The sequence below is a fragment of the Brevundimonas sp. M20 genome (assembly GCF_006547065.1).
In the GTDB taxonomy this organism is placed as follows: domain Bacteria; phylum Pseudomonadota; class Alphaproteobacteria; order Caulobacterales; family Caulobacteraceae; genus Brevundimonas.
Genome location: NZ_CP041243.1, coordinates 1,099,415 through 1,114,687 on the forward strand (window position 1 = coordinate 1,099,415; position 15,273 = coordinate 1,114,687).

Below are 15,273 nucleotides of genomic sequence, written 5' to 3' on the forward strand. Positions count from 1 at the left end.
CAGGGGTGTCAGCGCCCCTGCCGGCTCCGGATCAGGTCCATGATGAGATCGGCCGCCTGTTCGCAGGAGCAGGCGGTCGTATCAATCCGGAGGTCCGGCGCTGTCGGCGGCTCATAGGGGCTGTCGATGCCGGTGAAGTTGGCCAGACGGCCCGCGCGGGCCCGGGCGTAGAGACCCTTCACGTCGCGCGACTCGACGACCGCCAGCGGTGCGTCGATGTGGATTTCCAGAAACTCTCCCGGCGCCATCAGGCCGCGCGCCATCTCCCGTTCGGCGCGGAAGGGGGAGATGAAAGCCACCAGAACGATCAGGCCCGCGTCGGTCATCAGCCGGGCGACCTCGGCCACGCGGCGGATGTTCTCGACGCGGTCGGCGTCGGTGAAGCCCAGATCGCGGTTCAGCCCGCCCCTGACGTTGTCGCCGTCCAGCAGGGTGGAGTGCAGGCCCGCCGCGAACAGGCGCTGTTCGACCCGGTCGGCGATGGTTGACTTGCCGACGCCGGACAGGCCTGTGAACCAGAGGACCAGCGGGTGCTGACCCTTGAGGACGGCGCGGTCCTGACGGCTGACGGAAAGGGGCTGAGGCCGGATGTTGGTCGCGCGGCGCAGGGCGAAGCGGATCATCCCCGCGCCCGCCGTGGCCGAGGTCATCCGGTCGATCAGGACGAAGCCGCCGAGGTCGCGATTGTCGTTGTAGGGCTCGAACGGAACCGGGACGTCGAGCGACAGGGTGACGACGCCGATGTCGTTCAGCGCGAGGGTGCGGGCGGCCAGAGCCTCTCCGGTGTCGGGATCGACGCGGTGTCTGATCTCCATGACGCGGGCCGGGACGGTGGCGGTCCCGATCTTCAGATCATGGGTCCGGCCGGGCAGAAGGGGCTGGTCCGACATCCAGACCAGATGGGCCTCGAACTGATCAGCGACGGCGGGCGGGGCGTCGGGCGAGACCAGCCAGTCGCCGCGCGAGACCTCGACGAGGCGGTCCAGCGTCAGGCTGACGGACGGGCCCGCGCCGGTGACGGTCGCGACGGCGGCCTCGGCGCCCGAGGGCAGGACGCGAACGGGATCGCCGGGGCGGACGGCGCCGGCGGCGATCCGGCCCGCGAAGCTGCGGTGCTCGCCGTGACGGATGACAGTCTGGACCGGAAGGCGAAAGGGGCTGTCAGTGACGGCGGGGAGGGGCGTGGCCGCCAGCCACTCCGACAGCAGAGGCCCGTCATGCCAGGACAAGACCGGGTCGCGACGGGTGACGCCCGCGCCGGTCAGGGCGCTGAGCGGAATGGCGGTGAGATCGATCATAGCGAGCGACGAGGCGAAGGCGCGGAACTCACTTTCGATCCGGTGGAAGGGGGACGAGGCGTGATCGACCAGATCCATCTTGTTGACCGCCAGCAGGACGCGGCGGACGCCCATGAGGGCCAGCAGGCGAAGATGGCGACGGGTCTGGGGCTGGAGGGTCTTGCGGGCATCAACCAGCACGACAGCGACATCGGCGGTGGAGGCGGCGGTGGCCATGTTGCGGGTGTACTGCTCATGACCCGGGGCGTCGGCGAGGATGAAGCGGCGACCGTCTAGGTCGAACGGGCGGTGGGCCACATCAATGGTGACACCCTGTTCCCGCTCGGCGGCGAGGCCGTCGAGCAGGCGGGACAGGTCCGGGGCGGGGCCGAGGGCGGCGAGTTGGTCCGCAGGGACGGCGCCCGTGTCGTGGAGCAGCCGACCGATCAGGGTCGACTTGCCGTCATCGACCGAGCCGCAGGCGATCAGGCGAACCGGCCGCATCAGAAATAGCCCTCGCGCTTCCGGCGCTCCATGGCGGCGGGAGCGTCATGGTCGATGGCGCGTCCCTGACGTTCGGAGTTCGGCGCGGCGGCGAGCTCGGCGATGACGGCGTCCGGATCAGCGGCCTCGCTCTCGACCGCGCCAGTCAGGGGCCAGCAGCCGAGGGTGCGGAAGCGGACCTGCCGGATCGTCGGGACTTCGCCCGGACGCGGCGGGAGGCGCGGATGGGCGAGGATCAGGACGCCGTTCCGTTCGACCACGGGACGGTCGGCGGCGAAGTAGAGGTCCGGGACGGCGATCCCCTCGCGCCGGACGTAGCGCCAGACATCCAGCTCGGTCCAGTTGGACAGCGGGAAGACGCGCAGGGACTGACCGTCGCTGAGGCGGGTGTTGTAGAGGCTCCAGAGCTCGGGCCGCTGGGCGCGCGGGTTCCAGCCGTGGGCGGCGCCGCGGACCGAGACGATACGCTCCTTGGCCCGGCTGGCTTCCTCGTCCCGACGGGCGCCGCCGAAGGCCGCGTCGAAGCGACCCGCATCCAGCGCCTGCTTCAGACCCTGGGTCTTCCACAGGTCGGTGTGAACCGCCGCGCCGTGATCGAAGGGATTGATCCCGGCGGCATGGGCTTCCGGGTTGCGATGGATGATCAGGTCCAACCCCGCCGTCGCGGCGTCACGGAAGGCGTACAGTTCGTCGAACTTCCAGGTTGTGTCGACGTGCAGGAGGGGAAAGGGCGGCGGTGCGGGATGGAAGGCCTTGCGCGCCAGATGCAGCAGGACGGCGGAGTCCTTGCCTGCCGAGAACAGCAGGACAGGGCGGGCGACGCCCGCGACCGTCTCGCGGATGATGTGGACGGCCTCGGCCTCCAGCCAGTCGAGAACGTCGTCCTGCAGTCTCATGGGATACCAGTGCAGGTAGAATCGCCCGGCGCCAAGAGCGCGGGGCATGGCGCCGCGTGATCTGACGCGGCAGGGTGCCGTCATGAATACGGGAATCGCTTCTCCGCTGATCGCGGGCGTCGAACTGGGCGGCACGAAATGTGTCTGCGTGCTTGCGTCCGGGCCGGACGACATCCGCGATGAGGTGCGCCTGCCGACGACAACGCCGGAGGAGACCCTGGGCGCGATCCGGGCGGTGCTGGAGCGCTGGGCCGCGGGGCCAGGCTTCGCCGCCATCGGTCTGGCCAGCTTCGGGCCGGTGGAGCTGGACCCGAAGTCGGACAAGTACGGGCACATCACCGAGACGACCAAGCTGGCCTGGCGCTGGGCCAGCCTGAATGTGCTGCATGAGGGCTTCGGCGTGCCGGTGGCGCTGGATACGGACGTGAACGGCGCGGCGCTGGCCGAGGGGCGCTGGGGCGCGGCGCGGGGGCTGGACAGCCATGCCTATGCAACCGTCGGCACCGGGATCGGTGTCGGCGTGGTGGTCAACGGCCGGACCGTGCGCGGGCTGGGCCATCCGGAACTGGGGCATCTGAAGGTCGGCCGCCTTCCGGGCGATCAGTGGCCGGGCGTCTGCGCCTATCACGGCGACTGCGTTGAGGGGCTGGCGTCGGGACCGGCGGTCGAGGCGCGGGCGGGCAAGCCCGGTGTCGAGGTGACGCCGGACGATCCGGCCTGGGACATGGTCGTGCATGCGCTGGCCGGGATGCTGCACAATCTGGTTCTGACCGCCTGTCCCCAGCGGGTGCTGATCGGCGGTGGCGTGGCGGACGGCCAGCCCTGGCTGTTCGAGCGTCTGCGCGCCGCGCTGGTGAAAAGCCTCGCGGGCTACGGCGTGGCGGGCGCCATCGCGGCGGACGTGGAGGCCTACCTTCAGCCGCCGGGGCTGGGGCCGAAGGCCGGTCCGATGGGCGCGATCGCGGTGGGTTTGACGGCGCTGGGTTAGCGCCGCCGATGCTCGGACGGCTGGATGCCGTGGCGGGCCATCTTGTCGTAGAGGGTCTTGCGCGGGATCTGCAGGGTCTCCGTGACCCGACGGATATCGCCGCCGTGGGCGGTCAGGGCCTCGCGGATCAGTTCAGCCTCATAGTCCTGAACCTGTTTTGACAGGCTGCGGTCCGTCTCCAGCCGTTCGGCCGGGGCGGCGATGCCGACGGCGACTTCGCTGGCGTAGTTGGACAGTTCCCGCAGGTTGCCCGGCCAGTCGTGTTCCAGCAGGCGGCGGCGGATGGCGTGGTCGATGGACGGAATGGGGCGTCCCAGACGACGGGCGGCGCGGTCGAGGAAGCGGGCGAACAGGACCGGCACGTCTTCGCGGCGCTCGCGCAGTGGCGGGATACGGACGCGCACCACGTTGAGGCGGTAGAACAGGTCTTCGCGCAGGTCGCTCCGCGCGACGGCCTCGGCCGGGTCGGACTTGGTGGCGGCGAGGATGCGCAGGTCCAGCGCGTGGGCTTCGGCCGCGCCCAGCGGCATGACCTCGCGCTCCTCCAGCACCCGCAGGAGGAGGAGCTGCGCCGCGCGGGGAGCCAGGTCGATCTCGTCGAGGAACAGGCTGCCCTGATGCGACTGCTCGATCTGGCCCTCGCGGCGACGCAGGGCGCCGGGAAAGGCGCCGGCGGCATGGCCGACCAGCTGGCTCTCAAGACCCTCGTCGCGAAGGGTGGCGCAGGAGACGGGCACGAAGGGTTTGAGCCGACGGCGTCCGGCGTTGTGGATGGCGCGCGCGACGGCCTCCTTGCCGGCTCCGGTCTCGCCCTCGATCAGGACATCGACCTCGGCGTCCGAGAGGCGCTGGATGGCGGCGCGGAGGGCGGTGACGGCGCGGCTTTCTCCGCTGAGCGGGATCGACCATTCGTCCTCGACGGCGAGAGCGGCGAGGCGGCGGTTGTCCAGCACCAGCGCCCGCTTCTCCAGAGCCCGGTGGAGGGTCTCCAGCAGGCGTTCCGGCGCGAAGGGCTTGGCCAGAAAATCATAGGCTCCGCGCTTCATCACATCGACGGCCTCGGCGATGTCGCCGTGACCGGTCATGACGACGACCGGCAGGTCCGGATCGACAATGGCGAGACGGTCGATCACCTGACGTCCGTCCAGACCGGGCATGCGGAGGTCGGTGACCACCACGCCGTCGAAGCGGCCGTCCAGCGCCTTCAGCGCGGCGTCGCCGGAGGCGAACTCCGATACGGACAAGCCTGCGAGAGACAGGCGCTCGGACAGGGCGGACCGGAAGGCGTCATCGTCCTCGATCAGGGCGATGCGGTTACAGGGCTGGAAACTCATTCGGCCTTCGCCAGTACGATCTTGAAGACGGCGCCTTCGGATTTGGGAGAGGGGGCGTGGAGCAGCTCGCCGCCGAAGCCGGCGACGATGTCCCGGCTGATGACGAGGCCGAGGCCCAGCCCGTCGCGCTTGTCGGTGGTGAAGGGGGTGAACAGGCGCTCGCGAACCTCCGCCGAGACGCCCCGGCCGTTGTCGGCCACCTTGATCGTAACCTTGCCGGAGCGGACGGAGACGGCGATCTCGATGACCGGGGCGGCGACGCCGTCGAGCGCCTGAATGGCGTTCTGGAGCAGATTCAGCACGACCTGTTCGAGACGGTTACGTTCGGCCAGCACTTCAAGACCCTCCGGCGCGCGGGTGCGCTTCAGGGTGATGCCCTGTTCGCGCAGACGGGGGCTGACCAGCAGCAGGGCGCCGTCGATGGCGGCGTCAACGCCGACAGCCACCGTTCCGGAGCGGGTCTTGCGGGAGAAGGCGCGCAGTTCGTCGGTGATGGCGCCGACCCGCTGGGTCAGGTCGTTGATCCGGGTCAGGGAGCGGCCCGCCGCCTCGGCGTCCTGGCGATCCAGATAGACGGCGGCGGTGTCGGCGTGGGTGCGGATGGCGGCGAGCGGCTGGTTGATCTCGTGCGCGACCCCGGCGGCGATCTGGCCCAGGGTGGCGAGCTTGTTGGCCTGAATGAGTTCATCCTGAAGGTCCTGACGGCCCTTTTCCAGACGCCGCCGCTCCTCGATCTCGCGGTTGAGCTGATCGTTGGCGGCGCGGAGTTCTGCAGTGCGGGCGTCGACGGTGCGCTCCAGCACGATCCGGGCGGCCTCGTCCTCCGCCGAACGGGCGCGGGCGCGCTGGCGGCGGCGCAGCAGAACGCCCGTCAGGCCCGCCAGCAGGGTGACGCTGAGAAGGGCCAGAACTCTTGCGCTGACCACGGCCCGGGTGACGCCGTTCCCGGCCGGGGAGAGAAGGTGGAGCCGCCAGCCCATCTCGGGGACCGGAACGGAGGTTCGGGCGTAGAGATCGGGAGGAGTGTCTTGCGACAGGCGGATCATGCCCGGCTGGAGCGCCTCGAAGGGCAGGGCGGACAGGTCCACGCGTCCGGCGGTCTGGTCCACTTCCAGCCGGTGACGGCGATCGGCGGGCAGGGCGCCGGTCGTATGGAAGCGCCACTCCGGTACGGTGGTGATCAGGACGACGCCGTCGCCGTCGGTGACATAGGTCGGTTCACCCGACCTGCGCCAGTCGGCCTCCAGCGTATCGAACTCCAGCTTGGCGACGACGACGCCCAGCGGACGACCGTCGGCGGCTTCGACCCGGCGGGCGAGATACAGGCCCGGGCGTCCGCTGACGGTGCCGAGGGCGAACAGGCTGGCCTGCCCGTCGCGCATGGCCTCGGAATAGTAGGGGCGGAAACGATAGTCCGAACCGACGAAACTGATCGGCTGGTTCCAGTTGCTGGCGGCGAGGGCCAGGCCGCGCGCATCCAGCGCATAGATGACCGCCGCGCGGGTCTCGCGGGCCAGCCCTTCGAGCTTGCGGTTCAGGCGATCCACCCCGGCGGGGGACGGGGTGGCGAGAACCGATTGCAGGTCCGGGTCCTGGGCCAGGACCATGGGCAGGGAGCGGTGCCGCTCAAGCTCACTGCGCAGGACGGCGGCGTGCAGGGCGGTGGCGGTTGAGGATTGGTCGAGCGCCTCAGCCCGCGCCTCGCGCCGGGCGAACTCTCCGGCGAGCAGCGTTACGACCCCGGCGACAATCAGCCAGAACAGCGCGAAAAGGCGCCACTGACCCTGTGCGGAATCGAGAAAACGGGGCATCGGGAGAGTAATGCGGGATTTCGCACACAAGTCCAGAAATGGTGTGCGGAAATCCGCCCAGTTTTGAGTTTTTGCACCCGCGAAATCGGGAATAAATCAAGCAATGTCAGTGCGGTGATGGATTTCGGCCTTCCGCTTGCGAGGTCGGACCGGGGCTTTCGATAATAGCTCCACGTCACCGCATCAGACGGTGAACCAATCCGGGACCGGCAAGCGGTCTCACTCGGGAGGGTCTTTTGATCCAGATTGCATCCACGCCGGAGGCGGGCGCCGTGCGCAAGCCTTGGTACCGTAGCCTGTATGTGCTCGTCCTCGGCGCCATCATCGCCGGCGGATTGATCGGCCATTTCTGGCCCGAGCTGGGCAAGGACCTGAAGCCGCTCGGCGACGCCTTCATCAAGCTGGTGAAGATGATCATCGCTCCGGTGATCTTCCTGACGATTTCAACCGGCATCGCCGGGATGAGCGACCTGAAACGCGTCGGCCGGGTGGCCGGCAAGGCCTTCGCCTACTTCTTCGTCTTCTCGACCCTGGCCCTGATCATCGGTCTGGTGATCGCCAATGTGGTGCGTCCCGGCCATGGGCTGAACATCGACCCGGCGACCCTCGATGCGGGTTCGGTCGCGCAATATGCGCAGGCCGCCCATGAATCGACCATCGTCGGCTTCCTGACCGGGATCATCCCGACGACGCTGGTGAGCGCCTTCGTCGAGGGCAACATCCTGCAGACCCTGTTCGTGTCGATCCTGTTCGGCCTGTCGCTGGCCATCGTCGGCGCGCCGGCCCAGCCGGTGGTGCGGGCGCTGGAGTCGCTGAGTCAGGTGATCTTCCGTCTGGTCGCCATCCTGATGAAGGCCGCGCCCATCGGCGCCTTCGGGGCCTTCGCCTTCACGATCGGGGCCTATGGCCTCGCGTCGATCGCAAACCTGATCGCGCTGATCGCCACCTTCTACCTGACGGCCCTCGTCTTCGTGCTGGGCGTGCTGGGGCTGGTGGCCCGCGCCAACGGCTTCTCGATCTTCAAGCTGATCGGCTACCTGAAGGAAGAGCTGCTGCTGGTGCTGGGCACCTCGTCTTCCGAGGCGGCCCTGCCCAGCCTGATGCAGAAGATGGAGAAGGCCGGGGCGCCGAAGTCCGTGGTCGGACTGGTCGTACCGACGGGCTATTCGTTCAATCTGGACGGCACCAACATCTACATGACGCTGGCGGCGCTGTTCATCGCCCAGGCCATGAACATCGAACTGAGCCTGCAACAACAGATCCTGCTGCTTCTGGTCGCCATGCTCAGCTCCAAGGGCGCGGCGGGGATCACCGGCGCCGGCTTCATCACCCTGGCGGCGACGCTGGCCGTGGTGCCCGCGGTGCCGGTTGCGGGCATGGCCCTGATCCTCGGCATCGACCGCTTCATGAGCGAGTGCCGGGCGCTGACCAACTTCATCGGAAACGCGGTGGCGACCCTGGTCGTCGCGCGCTGGGAGGGCGAACTGGATCGCGATGCGCTCCATGCCGCCCTTGGATCAAAGCCGGGGGCGCTCGCCGCGTCGCCTGATCCGGCCGCAGGGCCGGGAGACAAGGAAACCCTGACAGCCGACTGAAGAAACGGCGGGGGCTAAAAGGGAGGAACGGGAATGAAGTCGAGATACAGAAGCGCGCTGCTGGGCGGCGCGGCGGTGCTGACGCTGCTGGCCGCGGGCGCCGCGGCTGCGCAGGAGGCGCCGCCGGTCGAAACCGCGCCCGAACAGGACGCGTCCCAGGACGGGGCGGCCCAACTGGGCGACGTCGTGGTCGTGGGATCGCAAATCCGCGGCGCCTCGACCACCAACGCCCTGCCGGTCGTGGTGGTCGATCAGGAGCAGATCGACAGCGTCGGCGCGGTGTCGGGTGACGACCTGCTGCGGTCGATCCCGCAGATGGGCGACGTGCTGTTCGACAGCGCCAACAACCCGCAGACCTCCAACTCGGCGCGCGGCGACGTGAACTCGGTCAACCTTCGCTCGCTGGGGGTCGGCAACACCCTGGTGCTGGTGAACGGGCGTCGCGTGGTGCAGCACCCGACCAGCCAGGGCACGTCGGACACCGGCACGGTGCCGGTGCTGAGCTACAACTCCAACGCCATTCCGGTCGCCGGACTTGAGCGGGTCGAGGTGCTGCTGGACGGCGCGGCGGCCATCTACGGCGCCGACGCCGTGGCGGGCGTGGTCAACACCGTGCTGCAGGACGACTTCGACGGTTTCACCTTCGAGAGCCGCTACGGCGGCGCCGAGGGCACGAGCATGCGCGAGCTCGATCTCAACGTTTTCGCCGGCAAGAATTTCGACCGCGGAAATGTCTCGCTGTTCGCCAACTATTCCAGCCGCACCAAGCTGATGGCCGATGAGCAGGACTTCACCTTCAGCGACGACATGCGGCCCTTCTTCTCGGGCTTCCCGGGCTACGAGACCTCGACCGTGCCGGACGGTCGTTCGTCGCACACGACCTGGGCGGCGCTGACGATCGCGCCCGTGACGACGGCGACCCGCCCGCGCTCCAACGGCACGGTCGTGACGACCGCCGCCGGCGCCTTCCACTATCAACCGGAGAGCTTCGGCTGCGTCGGCGCCGATCTGGGCGACATCTGTCTGGTCAGCGGCGCGGCGGCCTACAACGGGGTGAACCGCGAGATGCGGTTTGATACCCGCAAGGGCACGACGGTGCGCCCGTCCGTCGAGCGGGCCAACATCTTCCTGACCGGCCACTACGATCTGACGGACAACCTGACCGCCTTCGGCGAGCTGTCCTTCTATGCGGCTGAAAGTAATGCGATCCAGCCGCCGGTGGTCAATCTGAACGGTCTGTGGATTCCGGCGACCAACTACTGGAACCCGTTCGGTCCGACTATGATGAACGGGGCGCCGAACCCGAACCGCCTGCCCAACCTGACCAATGTTCCGGCCTCGGGGCTGGCGGTGCGTCTGGGCAACTACCGGTTCGCGGACACGGGCTTCCAGGAGGTGAAGGTCAAGAACTATCAGTCGCGCTTCCTGGCTGGCCTGCGTGGTGAATGGCGCGGGTTCGACTGGGAGGGCGCGCTTCTTTACTCCGAGGCCGAGGCCGAGGACATTTCGCCCAACATCAACATGACGGCCTTGCAGGCCCAGCTGGCCCTGTCGACGCCCGACGCCTACAACCCGTTCAACGGCGGGTGTGTGGATACGCCGAGCTACAATGACTGCACGCCGTCGTCGCAGGCGGCCATCGACGCCATCGTGTTCGACATGCGTCGCGTCTCGCGCACCACGCTGGCGCTGGCCGACTTCAAGATGTCGCGGAGCGACCTGTTCGAACTGCCGGGCGGCCCGGTAGGCGTGGCGATGGGCGTCGAATTCCGTCGTGAAACCCAGAGCGACGACCGCGACGAGAACGTGGACGGCACCTTCACCTTCGTCGACATGGTGACGGGCGAGGTCAATCCGTCGAATGTTTCGGCGGTCAGTCCCAACCCGGACAGCAAGGGTGACCGCACTGTGGCGGGCGCCTTCGTCGAGTTCGCCATTCCGGTCATCTCGCCGGAGATGAACATCCCGCTGGTGCAGAGCATCGACGTTCAGCTGGCGGGTCGCTTCGAGGACTATTCGGACTTCGGCTCGGTCGGGAAGCCCAAGATCGCCCTCGCTTGGGATATCGTGGAGGGCCTGCGGTTCCGGGCCTCGTATTCGGAAGGCTTCCGCGCGCCGAACCTGGAGCAGGTGAACGCAACCCAGTACGCCCGTCTGGCCAGCGCCCCGGACTTCATCCGCTGTGAAGCGGACATCCGCAACGGCACCATCGCCAACATGACCCAGTGCACCCGCACGGCCAGCGTCTCGCTGCAGATCGCGGGCAACCCCGACCTGAAGCCCGAGGAGAGCACCAATCAGTCCTATGGTCTGGTCTTCCAGCCGACCTTCCTTCCGGAAGTGCTGGGCGACTTCACCTTCACGGTGGATCGCTGGAAGATCGAGCAGGAGCAGATCGTCGGACTGCTGGGCGCCCAGACCGCGCTGGCGTTGGAGTATCTGAACCGGGTGCAGGGCGGGACCAATCCGAATGTGGTCCGTGCGACCCCGACGCAGGACGACATCGATCTGTTCGACGGCACCGGCCTGACGGCGGTGGGGACGGCGCAAACTATCAGCGACCGGTTCATCAACCTGCTGCCGCAAACGGCGGAAGGGCTGGACCTCGGCTTCACCTGGGCCAAGCGTCGGACCGAGTGGGGGACCTTCATCTTCCGCGCCAACGCCCAGCAATTGCTGAAATTCTCGCGCGCGCCGGGGGATATCGTGGAGTCGCTGTACGCCGCTCGTGAGGCGGGGATCATCAACGCCCTGACCCCGCTGCCGGACTCCAGCCAGCTGATCGCGCAGAACGGCCGCCCCGAGTGGAAGGTCAACGCCAGCTTCACCTGGCGGCACGGCCCGTGGCGGGTGGGCGCCTCGACCCAGTACGTCAGCGAGGTGTTCCAGACGAGCCTGCTGAGCTCGACCGGTCAGGCGTGGAAGGTCACCGACCAGATGACGCTGAACCTGTACGGCCAGTACGCCTTCGACGAGCGTTTCGGCGCCGCCTCGGGGACGGATCTGCGTATCGGCGTCCGCGATCTGACGGATGAAGGTCCGTCGCTGGCGGACGGTGGTTATCTCGGTTCAGTGCAGCGCCCGTATGGCCGCTACTGGTACGTCGACATCTCGAAGACGTTCTGAGACTGAACCGGGCTGAACCGGCGCGGATCGTGCCTCCCCCGATCCGCGCCGGATTTCCTTTGATGAGGGTTCCGATGAAACGACTGGCCGCTCTGTTCGGGGGCCTGATGCTGGCGACGCCCGGCCTCGCTGTGGCGCAAGGTGCGGCATCGACCCCGTCGCCGCTCGAAGCGGTGGAACCGACGCCGATCAACTGTCCGGCCTCCGTGGGGCGGGAGGTGCGTTGCCTTTCAGGCCGGGACGTCAACGGCGCCTGGTACATCATCGCCATGCCGACGACGTGGAACCGCAAGTTGATCGTCCACGCCCACGGCGGTCCGCGCACCGGCGAGCCCGAAGCTCCGGACTCGCTGGAGGACCTGGACCGGTTCTCGGTGATGGTGAAGCAGGGTTACGCCTGGATCGGCTCGACCTATCGCCGGGGCGGGTACGGCGTGCGCATGGCCGCCGAGGACGCGGACAACAGCCGCAAGATCTTCTGGGCGCGCTTCGGCCGTCCGGCCCGGACCATCCTTCACGGCCAGTCGTGGGGCGGGAACGTCGCGGCGAAGGCGGCGGAGCTTTACGCCCTCGATATCGAGGGGCGACCCAACTACGATGGCGTCCTGCTGACCAACGGCGTGCTGATGGGCGGGACGAAGGCCTATCAGTTCCGGGCCGATTTGCGGGCGGTCTACCAGTTCTACTGCGGAAACCATCCCGCGCGGCAGGACGGCGCCTATCCGGTCTGGCAGGGGCTGCCCGCAAACGCGACGATGACGCGGGCGGAACTGCGGCGGCGGATCGTGGAGTGCACCGGCGTGGGCTTGTCGCAGCGGGACCGGCGCGCGGACCAGACCCGCAGGCTGCGCGACATCCTCGCCGTGACCGGAATCGAGGAGGACGAGCTGATCGCCCACATGACCTGGTCGACCTTCCTGTTCCAGGATCTGGTGCAGAGGCGGCTGGGCGGATTGAATCCTTTCGACAACAGCCGGACCGTGTACAGCGGCTCTTCCGACGACGCGGCGCTGAACGCGGGCGTGGAGCGGTTCACGGCGGACCCGACGGCTGTTGCAAGACTGGCCTATGACGCTGATCTGTCGGGGCTTATCGTGGCGCCGACGGTGACGATCCATGCGCGCTACGATCCGACGGTGACCTGGCTGGCGGATGCTGAGTACGCCCGAACGGTGGCGGCGGCGGGGCGCTCGCATCTGCTGGCGCAGGCGCTGACGGACGAGAACCAGCACAGCAGGCTTCAGGACGGCGGCTATCTGACCACGCTGGACGCGCTCGAGCGCTGGCTGGATACCGGACAGCGTCCTGATCCCGCGACCTTCCAGCAACGGTGTCTGACGCTCGCGTCCGCATCAGCCTGCCGCTTCCTTCCAGCGGGTTGACACTCATTGACGGCGGCGATCCGGTCGCCGACGAAAGGGGATGACCTCCCCGTCCTATGTCAGCACCCGTGGCCGTTCCCAGCTCGTCGATTTCGCCGGGACCGTGATCAACGGCATCGCGCCGGACGGCGGCCTGTTCGCGCCCGCGACCTGGCCGAAGCTGTCGCTGGACGATCTGATCGCGGGCGGCGCGGACTATGCGACGCTGGCCGAGCGGCTGCTGACGCCGTTCGTCGGCGAGGGGCTTCCGGCGGGGGCGCTGGCGGCGGCGACGCGGCGGGTGCAGGAGCGTTTCCTGCATCCCGACGTGGTCCCGCTGGTCGAGCTGGAGCCCGGCCTGCATGTGCTGGAGCTGTTCCACGGGCCGACGGCGGCGTTCAAGGACCTGGCCATGCAGCTGGTGGCCGGGATGGCCGAAAGCCTGCTGGCGAACACGGGCGAACGCCTGCTGCTGCTGACGGCCACCAGCGGCGACACCGGCGCGGCGGCGGTGAAGGCCTTCGCGGGCGCGGACCGGATTGATCTGGTGGTGCTGCACCCGCTGGGCCGGGTGTCGCCGATGCAGCGGCTGCAGATGACGACAACCGGTGCGCCGAACGTGCTGAACCTGGCGGTGCGCGGTGACTTTGACGACTGCCAACGGCTGGTGAAAGCCCTGTTGGGCACCCCGGCGTTGAAGGCGAACCGGCGGGTCAGCTCGGTCAACTCGATCAACTGGGCCCGGCTGTCAGGGCAGGCGCCCTATTACGCGGCGACGGCGGCGAAGCTGGCGGAGCCCGCGACCTATGTGGTGCCCACCGGAAACTTCGGCGACGCCTTCGCGGGCTGGGTGGCGCGCCAATGCGGCCTGCCGATCGGCGATCTGGTGGCGGCGACGAACCGGAATGACGCGCTGGTGCGGGCGCTACATACGGGAGTTTATGAGCGGACGCAGGCCGAGCCGACGGCCAGCGTCAGCATGGATGTTCAGGCGCCCTCGAACTTCGAGCGGCTGGTGTTCGAGGCGACGGGGCGGGATGCGGACCTGACGCGGGGGCTGTTCGAGGACTTCAACAGGGCAGGCCACGTGACCCTGCCGGGCGACGTGCTGGCGGCCCTGCGGCGCGAGGTGTCGGCGGTCTCGGTCAGCGAGGCGGAGACGGTGGCCGAGATGCAGCGGACCTGGTGCGAGAACGGGCGGGTGATCTGTCCGCACACGGCGGTGGCGCTGCATGCGGCGCGGCGGGTCGAACGGACAGGGCCTGTCGTCGCCCTGTCGACCGCGCACCCGGCGAAATTCCCCGACAGCGTTGAGGCGGCGCTGGGCTTCGCGCCTGAGCGTCCGCCGCAACTGCAAGGGCTGGAGGGTAAGACCGAGCAGTTCGAGACGGTGGACGCGACGCTTGAGGCGGTGCTGGCCGCGATCGGTTAAGCCGCCAGCGCGGCCTGTTCGGTCCACCAGTCCAGCCGTCTCAGGAAGGGGGGCGGGTCCTTGGGCGTCACCAGACGCGTGGGATCATGGAACAGCCGGTCGTGCAGCCGCGTCAGGGTGAAGCGGACTGCGGCGACGGCGCCCAGCGCGGGCAGGGCGGCGCGTTCGGCCACCGAGAGCGGGCGCACGGACTCATAGCCTGAGCGGAAGGCGGCCAGAGCGGCGGGCAGGGGCAGGCCGTCGGCGTCGAAGCCCCAGGCCGAAAGGGCGATGGCCAGATCGTAGGCGAGGGCGTCGGTGCAGCCGAAATAGAAGTCGATCAGCCCGCTGGGGGCGTCTTCGTCGAACAGCAGGTTGTCGGGGAAGTAGTCGGCGTGGATCGGACCACGCGGCAGCCCGGCGGCGGGATCGCCGCTCGCGCCGCTGACCCACGGCGCCATCCGGCCCAGCAGCAGGCGGTCGTCGGCGTCGGCGCGGGTCAGGCAGCGGTCGAACAGGGCTCGGCGGGCGGCGGGCCCGACCGGGTTGGCGCGCTCCAGCGGGAAGTCGACCGCCGCGAGGTGCAGGCGCGCCAGCAGGGCGCCGGCCGCGTGCTGATGCTCCAGCGAGGGCTCACGCTTCCAGGCCCCCGGCAGCCATTCGAGGATTGCGGCGGGGCGACCGTTGAGTTCGCCGACGGCCTGCCCCTGATCATCGAGCACGGCGCGGGCGCAGGGCAGGCCCTTGTCGGCGGCGTGGGCGGTCAGGCCGAGACAGAAGGGCAGGGAGGCGGCGTCCGTGCGACCCTCGAACAGGGTCAGGACATACCGACCCCGGTCGGTGTCGATGCGGTAGTTGGTGTTCTCCACCCCTTCGGCGATGGGCGTGAGCGACCGCAGGGCGCCCAGCCCATAGCGGCTAATGAAGGGCTCGGCGTCGGCCTCCTCGACGGGGGTGAAGACGGCCATGG

At 68.8% G+C, this 15,273-nt stretch carries 10 protein-coding genes; 5 read left to right on the forward strand and 5 right to left on the reverse strand.

The genetic code is table 11. The features are described from left to right. Positions 1–8: 8 nt before the first annotated feature. Together cysC and cysD are read right to left on the reverse strand one after the other, a co-directional pair. Positions 9–1,781 (reverse strand): adenylyl-sulfate kinase, encoded by a 1,773-nt coding sequence (gene cysC, locus FKQ52_RS05210; RefSeq protein ID WP_141626197.1) that lies wholly within the window; start codon positions 1,779–1,781, stop codon positions 9–11. After that, the gene (gene cysD / locus FKQ52_RS05215; protein ID WP_141628244.1) at positions 1,781–2,677 is read right to left on the reverse strand and encodes a sulfate adenylyltransferase subunit CysD; all 897 of its coding nucleotides are present in this window, start codon (positions 2,675–2,677) and stop codon (positions 1,781–1,783) included. Before cysD ends, cysC begins: the two co-directional genes overlap by 1 nt. Before the next feature lie 82 nt (positions 2,678–2,759). Here cysD and FKQ52_RS05220 point away from each other — a divergent pair, with 82 nt between their 5' ends. After that, entirely contained in the window at positions 2,760–3,665 is a 906-nt protein-coding gene (locus FKQ52_RS05220) for an ROK family protein (RefSeq protein WP_141626198.1), read from the forward strand. On the opposite strand, the gene FKQ52_RS05225 is transcribed toward FKQ52_RS05220, so the two are convergent. Together FKQ52_RS05225 and FKQ52_RS05230 are read right to left on the reverse strand one after the other, a co-directional pair. Beyond that, positions 3,662–4,999, reverse strand: coding sequence for a sigma-54 dependent transcriptional regulator (locus FKQ52_RS05225; RefSeq protein ID WP_141626199.1), 1,338 nt, complete (start codon positions 4,997–4,999; stop codon positions 3,662–3,664). The two genes, FKQ52_RS05220 and FKQ52_RS05225, sit on opposite strands and share 4 nt — an antisense overlap. Next, entirely contained in the window at positions 4,996–6,810 is a 1,815-nt protein-coding gene (locus tag FKQ52_RS05230; RefSeq protein ID WP_141626200.1) for an ATP-binding protein, read from the reverse strand. The genes FKQ52_RS05225 and FKQ52_RS05230 overlap by 4 nt, the downstream gene beginning before the upstream one ends. A 245-nt stretch (positions 6,811–7,055) precedes the next feature. On the opposite strand from FKQ52_RS05230, the gene FKQ52_RS05235 reads away from it, so the two are divergent. The 4 genes from FKQ52_RS05235 (at position 7,056) to thrC (ending at position 14,324) form a co-directional block, all read left to right on the forward strand. Next, a complete protein-coding gene (locus FKQ52_RS05235; protein ID WP_141628245.1) occupies positions 7,056–8,405 on the forward strand; it encodes a dicarboxylate/amino acid:cation symporter in 1,350 nt (449 codons plus the stop codon). Positions 8,406–8,438: 33 nt separating this feature from the next. Then, positions 8,439–11,531 (forward strand): TonB-dependent siderophore receptor, encoded by a 3,093-nt coding sequence (locus tag FKQ52_RS05240; protein WP_141626201.1) that lies wholly within the window; start codon positions 8,439–8,441, stop codon positions 11,529–11,531. A gap of 74 nt (positions 11,532–11,605) precedes the next feature. Next, positions 11,606–12,913, forward strand: a complete 1,308-nt coding sequence (locus FKQ52_RS05245) for a hypothetical protein (protein ID WP_141626202.1) — start codon at positions 11,606–11,608, stop codon at positions 12,911–12,913. A gap of 40 nt (positions 12,914–12,953) precedes the next feature. Beyond that, positions 12,954–14,324 carry a threonine synthase gene (gene thrC / locus FKQ52_RS05250; RefSeq protein WP_141626203.1) on the forward strand — a complete coding sequence of 457 codons (1,371 nt, stop codon included), beginning with the start codon at positions 12,954–12,956 and terminating at the stop codon, positions 14,322–14,324. Here the strand turns inward: thrC and FKQ52_RS05255 are convergent. Further along, complete coding sequence (locus FKQ52_RS05255; RefSeq protein ID WP_141626204.1) at positions 14,321–15,271, reverse strand: homoserine kinase; 951 nt, start codon at positions 15,269–15,271, stop codon at positions 14,321–14,323. The genes thrC and FKQ52_RS05255 overlap by 4 nt on opposite strands. Positions 15,272–15,273 lie beyond the last annotated feature (2 nt).

Bases quoted from the DNA above. Each gene is read 5' to 3' on its own strand.
- FKQ52_RS05230 (WP_141626200.1), bottom strand. From the start codon at position 6,810: ATGCCCCGTTTTCTCGATTCCGCACAGGGTCAGTGGCGCCTTTTCGCG.
- FKQ52_RS05255 (WP_141626204.1), bottom strand. From the start codon at position 15,271: ATGGCCGTCTTCACCCCCGTCGAGGAGGCCGACGCCGAGCCCTTCATT.
- thrC (WP_141626203.1), top strand. From the start codon at position 12,954: ATGACCTCCCCGTCCTATGTCAGCACCCGTGGCCGTTCCCAGCTCGTC.
- FKQ52_RS05220 (WP_141626198.1), top strand. From the start codon at position 2,760: ATGAATACGGGAATCGCTTCTCCGCTGATCGCGGGCGTCGAACTGGGC.
- FKQ52_RS05245 (WP_141626202.1), top strand. From the start codon at position 11,606: ATGAAACGACTGGCCGCTCTGTTCGGGGGCCTGATGCTGGCGACGCCC.
- cysD (WP_141628244.1), bottom strand. From the start codon at position 2,677: ATGAGACTGCAGGACGACGTTCTCGACTGGCTGGAGGCCGAGGCCGTC.
- FKQ52_RS05225 (WP_141626199.1), bottom strand. From the start codon at position 4,999: ATGAGTTTCCAGCCCTGTAACCGCATCGCCCTGATCGAGGACGATGAC.
- FKQ52_RS05240 (WP_141626201.1), top strand. From the start codon at position 8,439: ATGAAGTCGAGATACAGAAGCGCGCTGCTGGGCGGCGCGGCGGTGCTG.
- cysC (WP_141626197.1), bottom strand. From the start codon at position 1,781: ATGCGGCCGGTTCGCCTGATCGCCTGCGGCTCGGTCGATGACGGCAAG.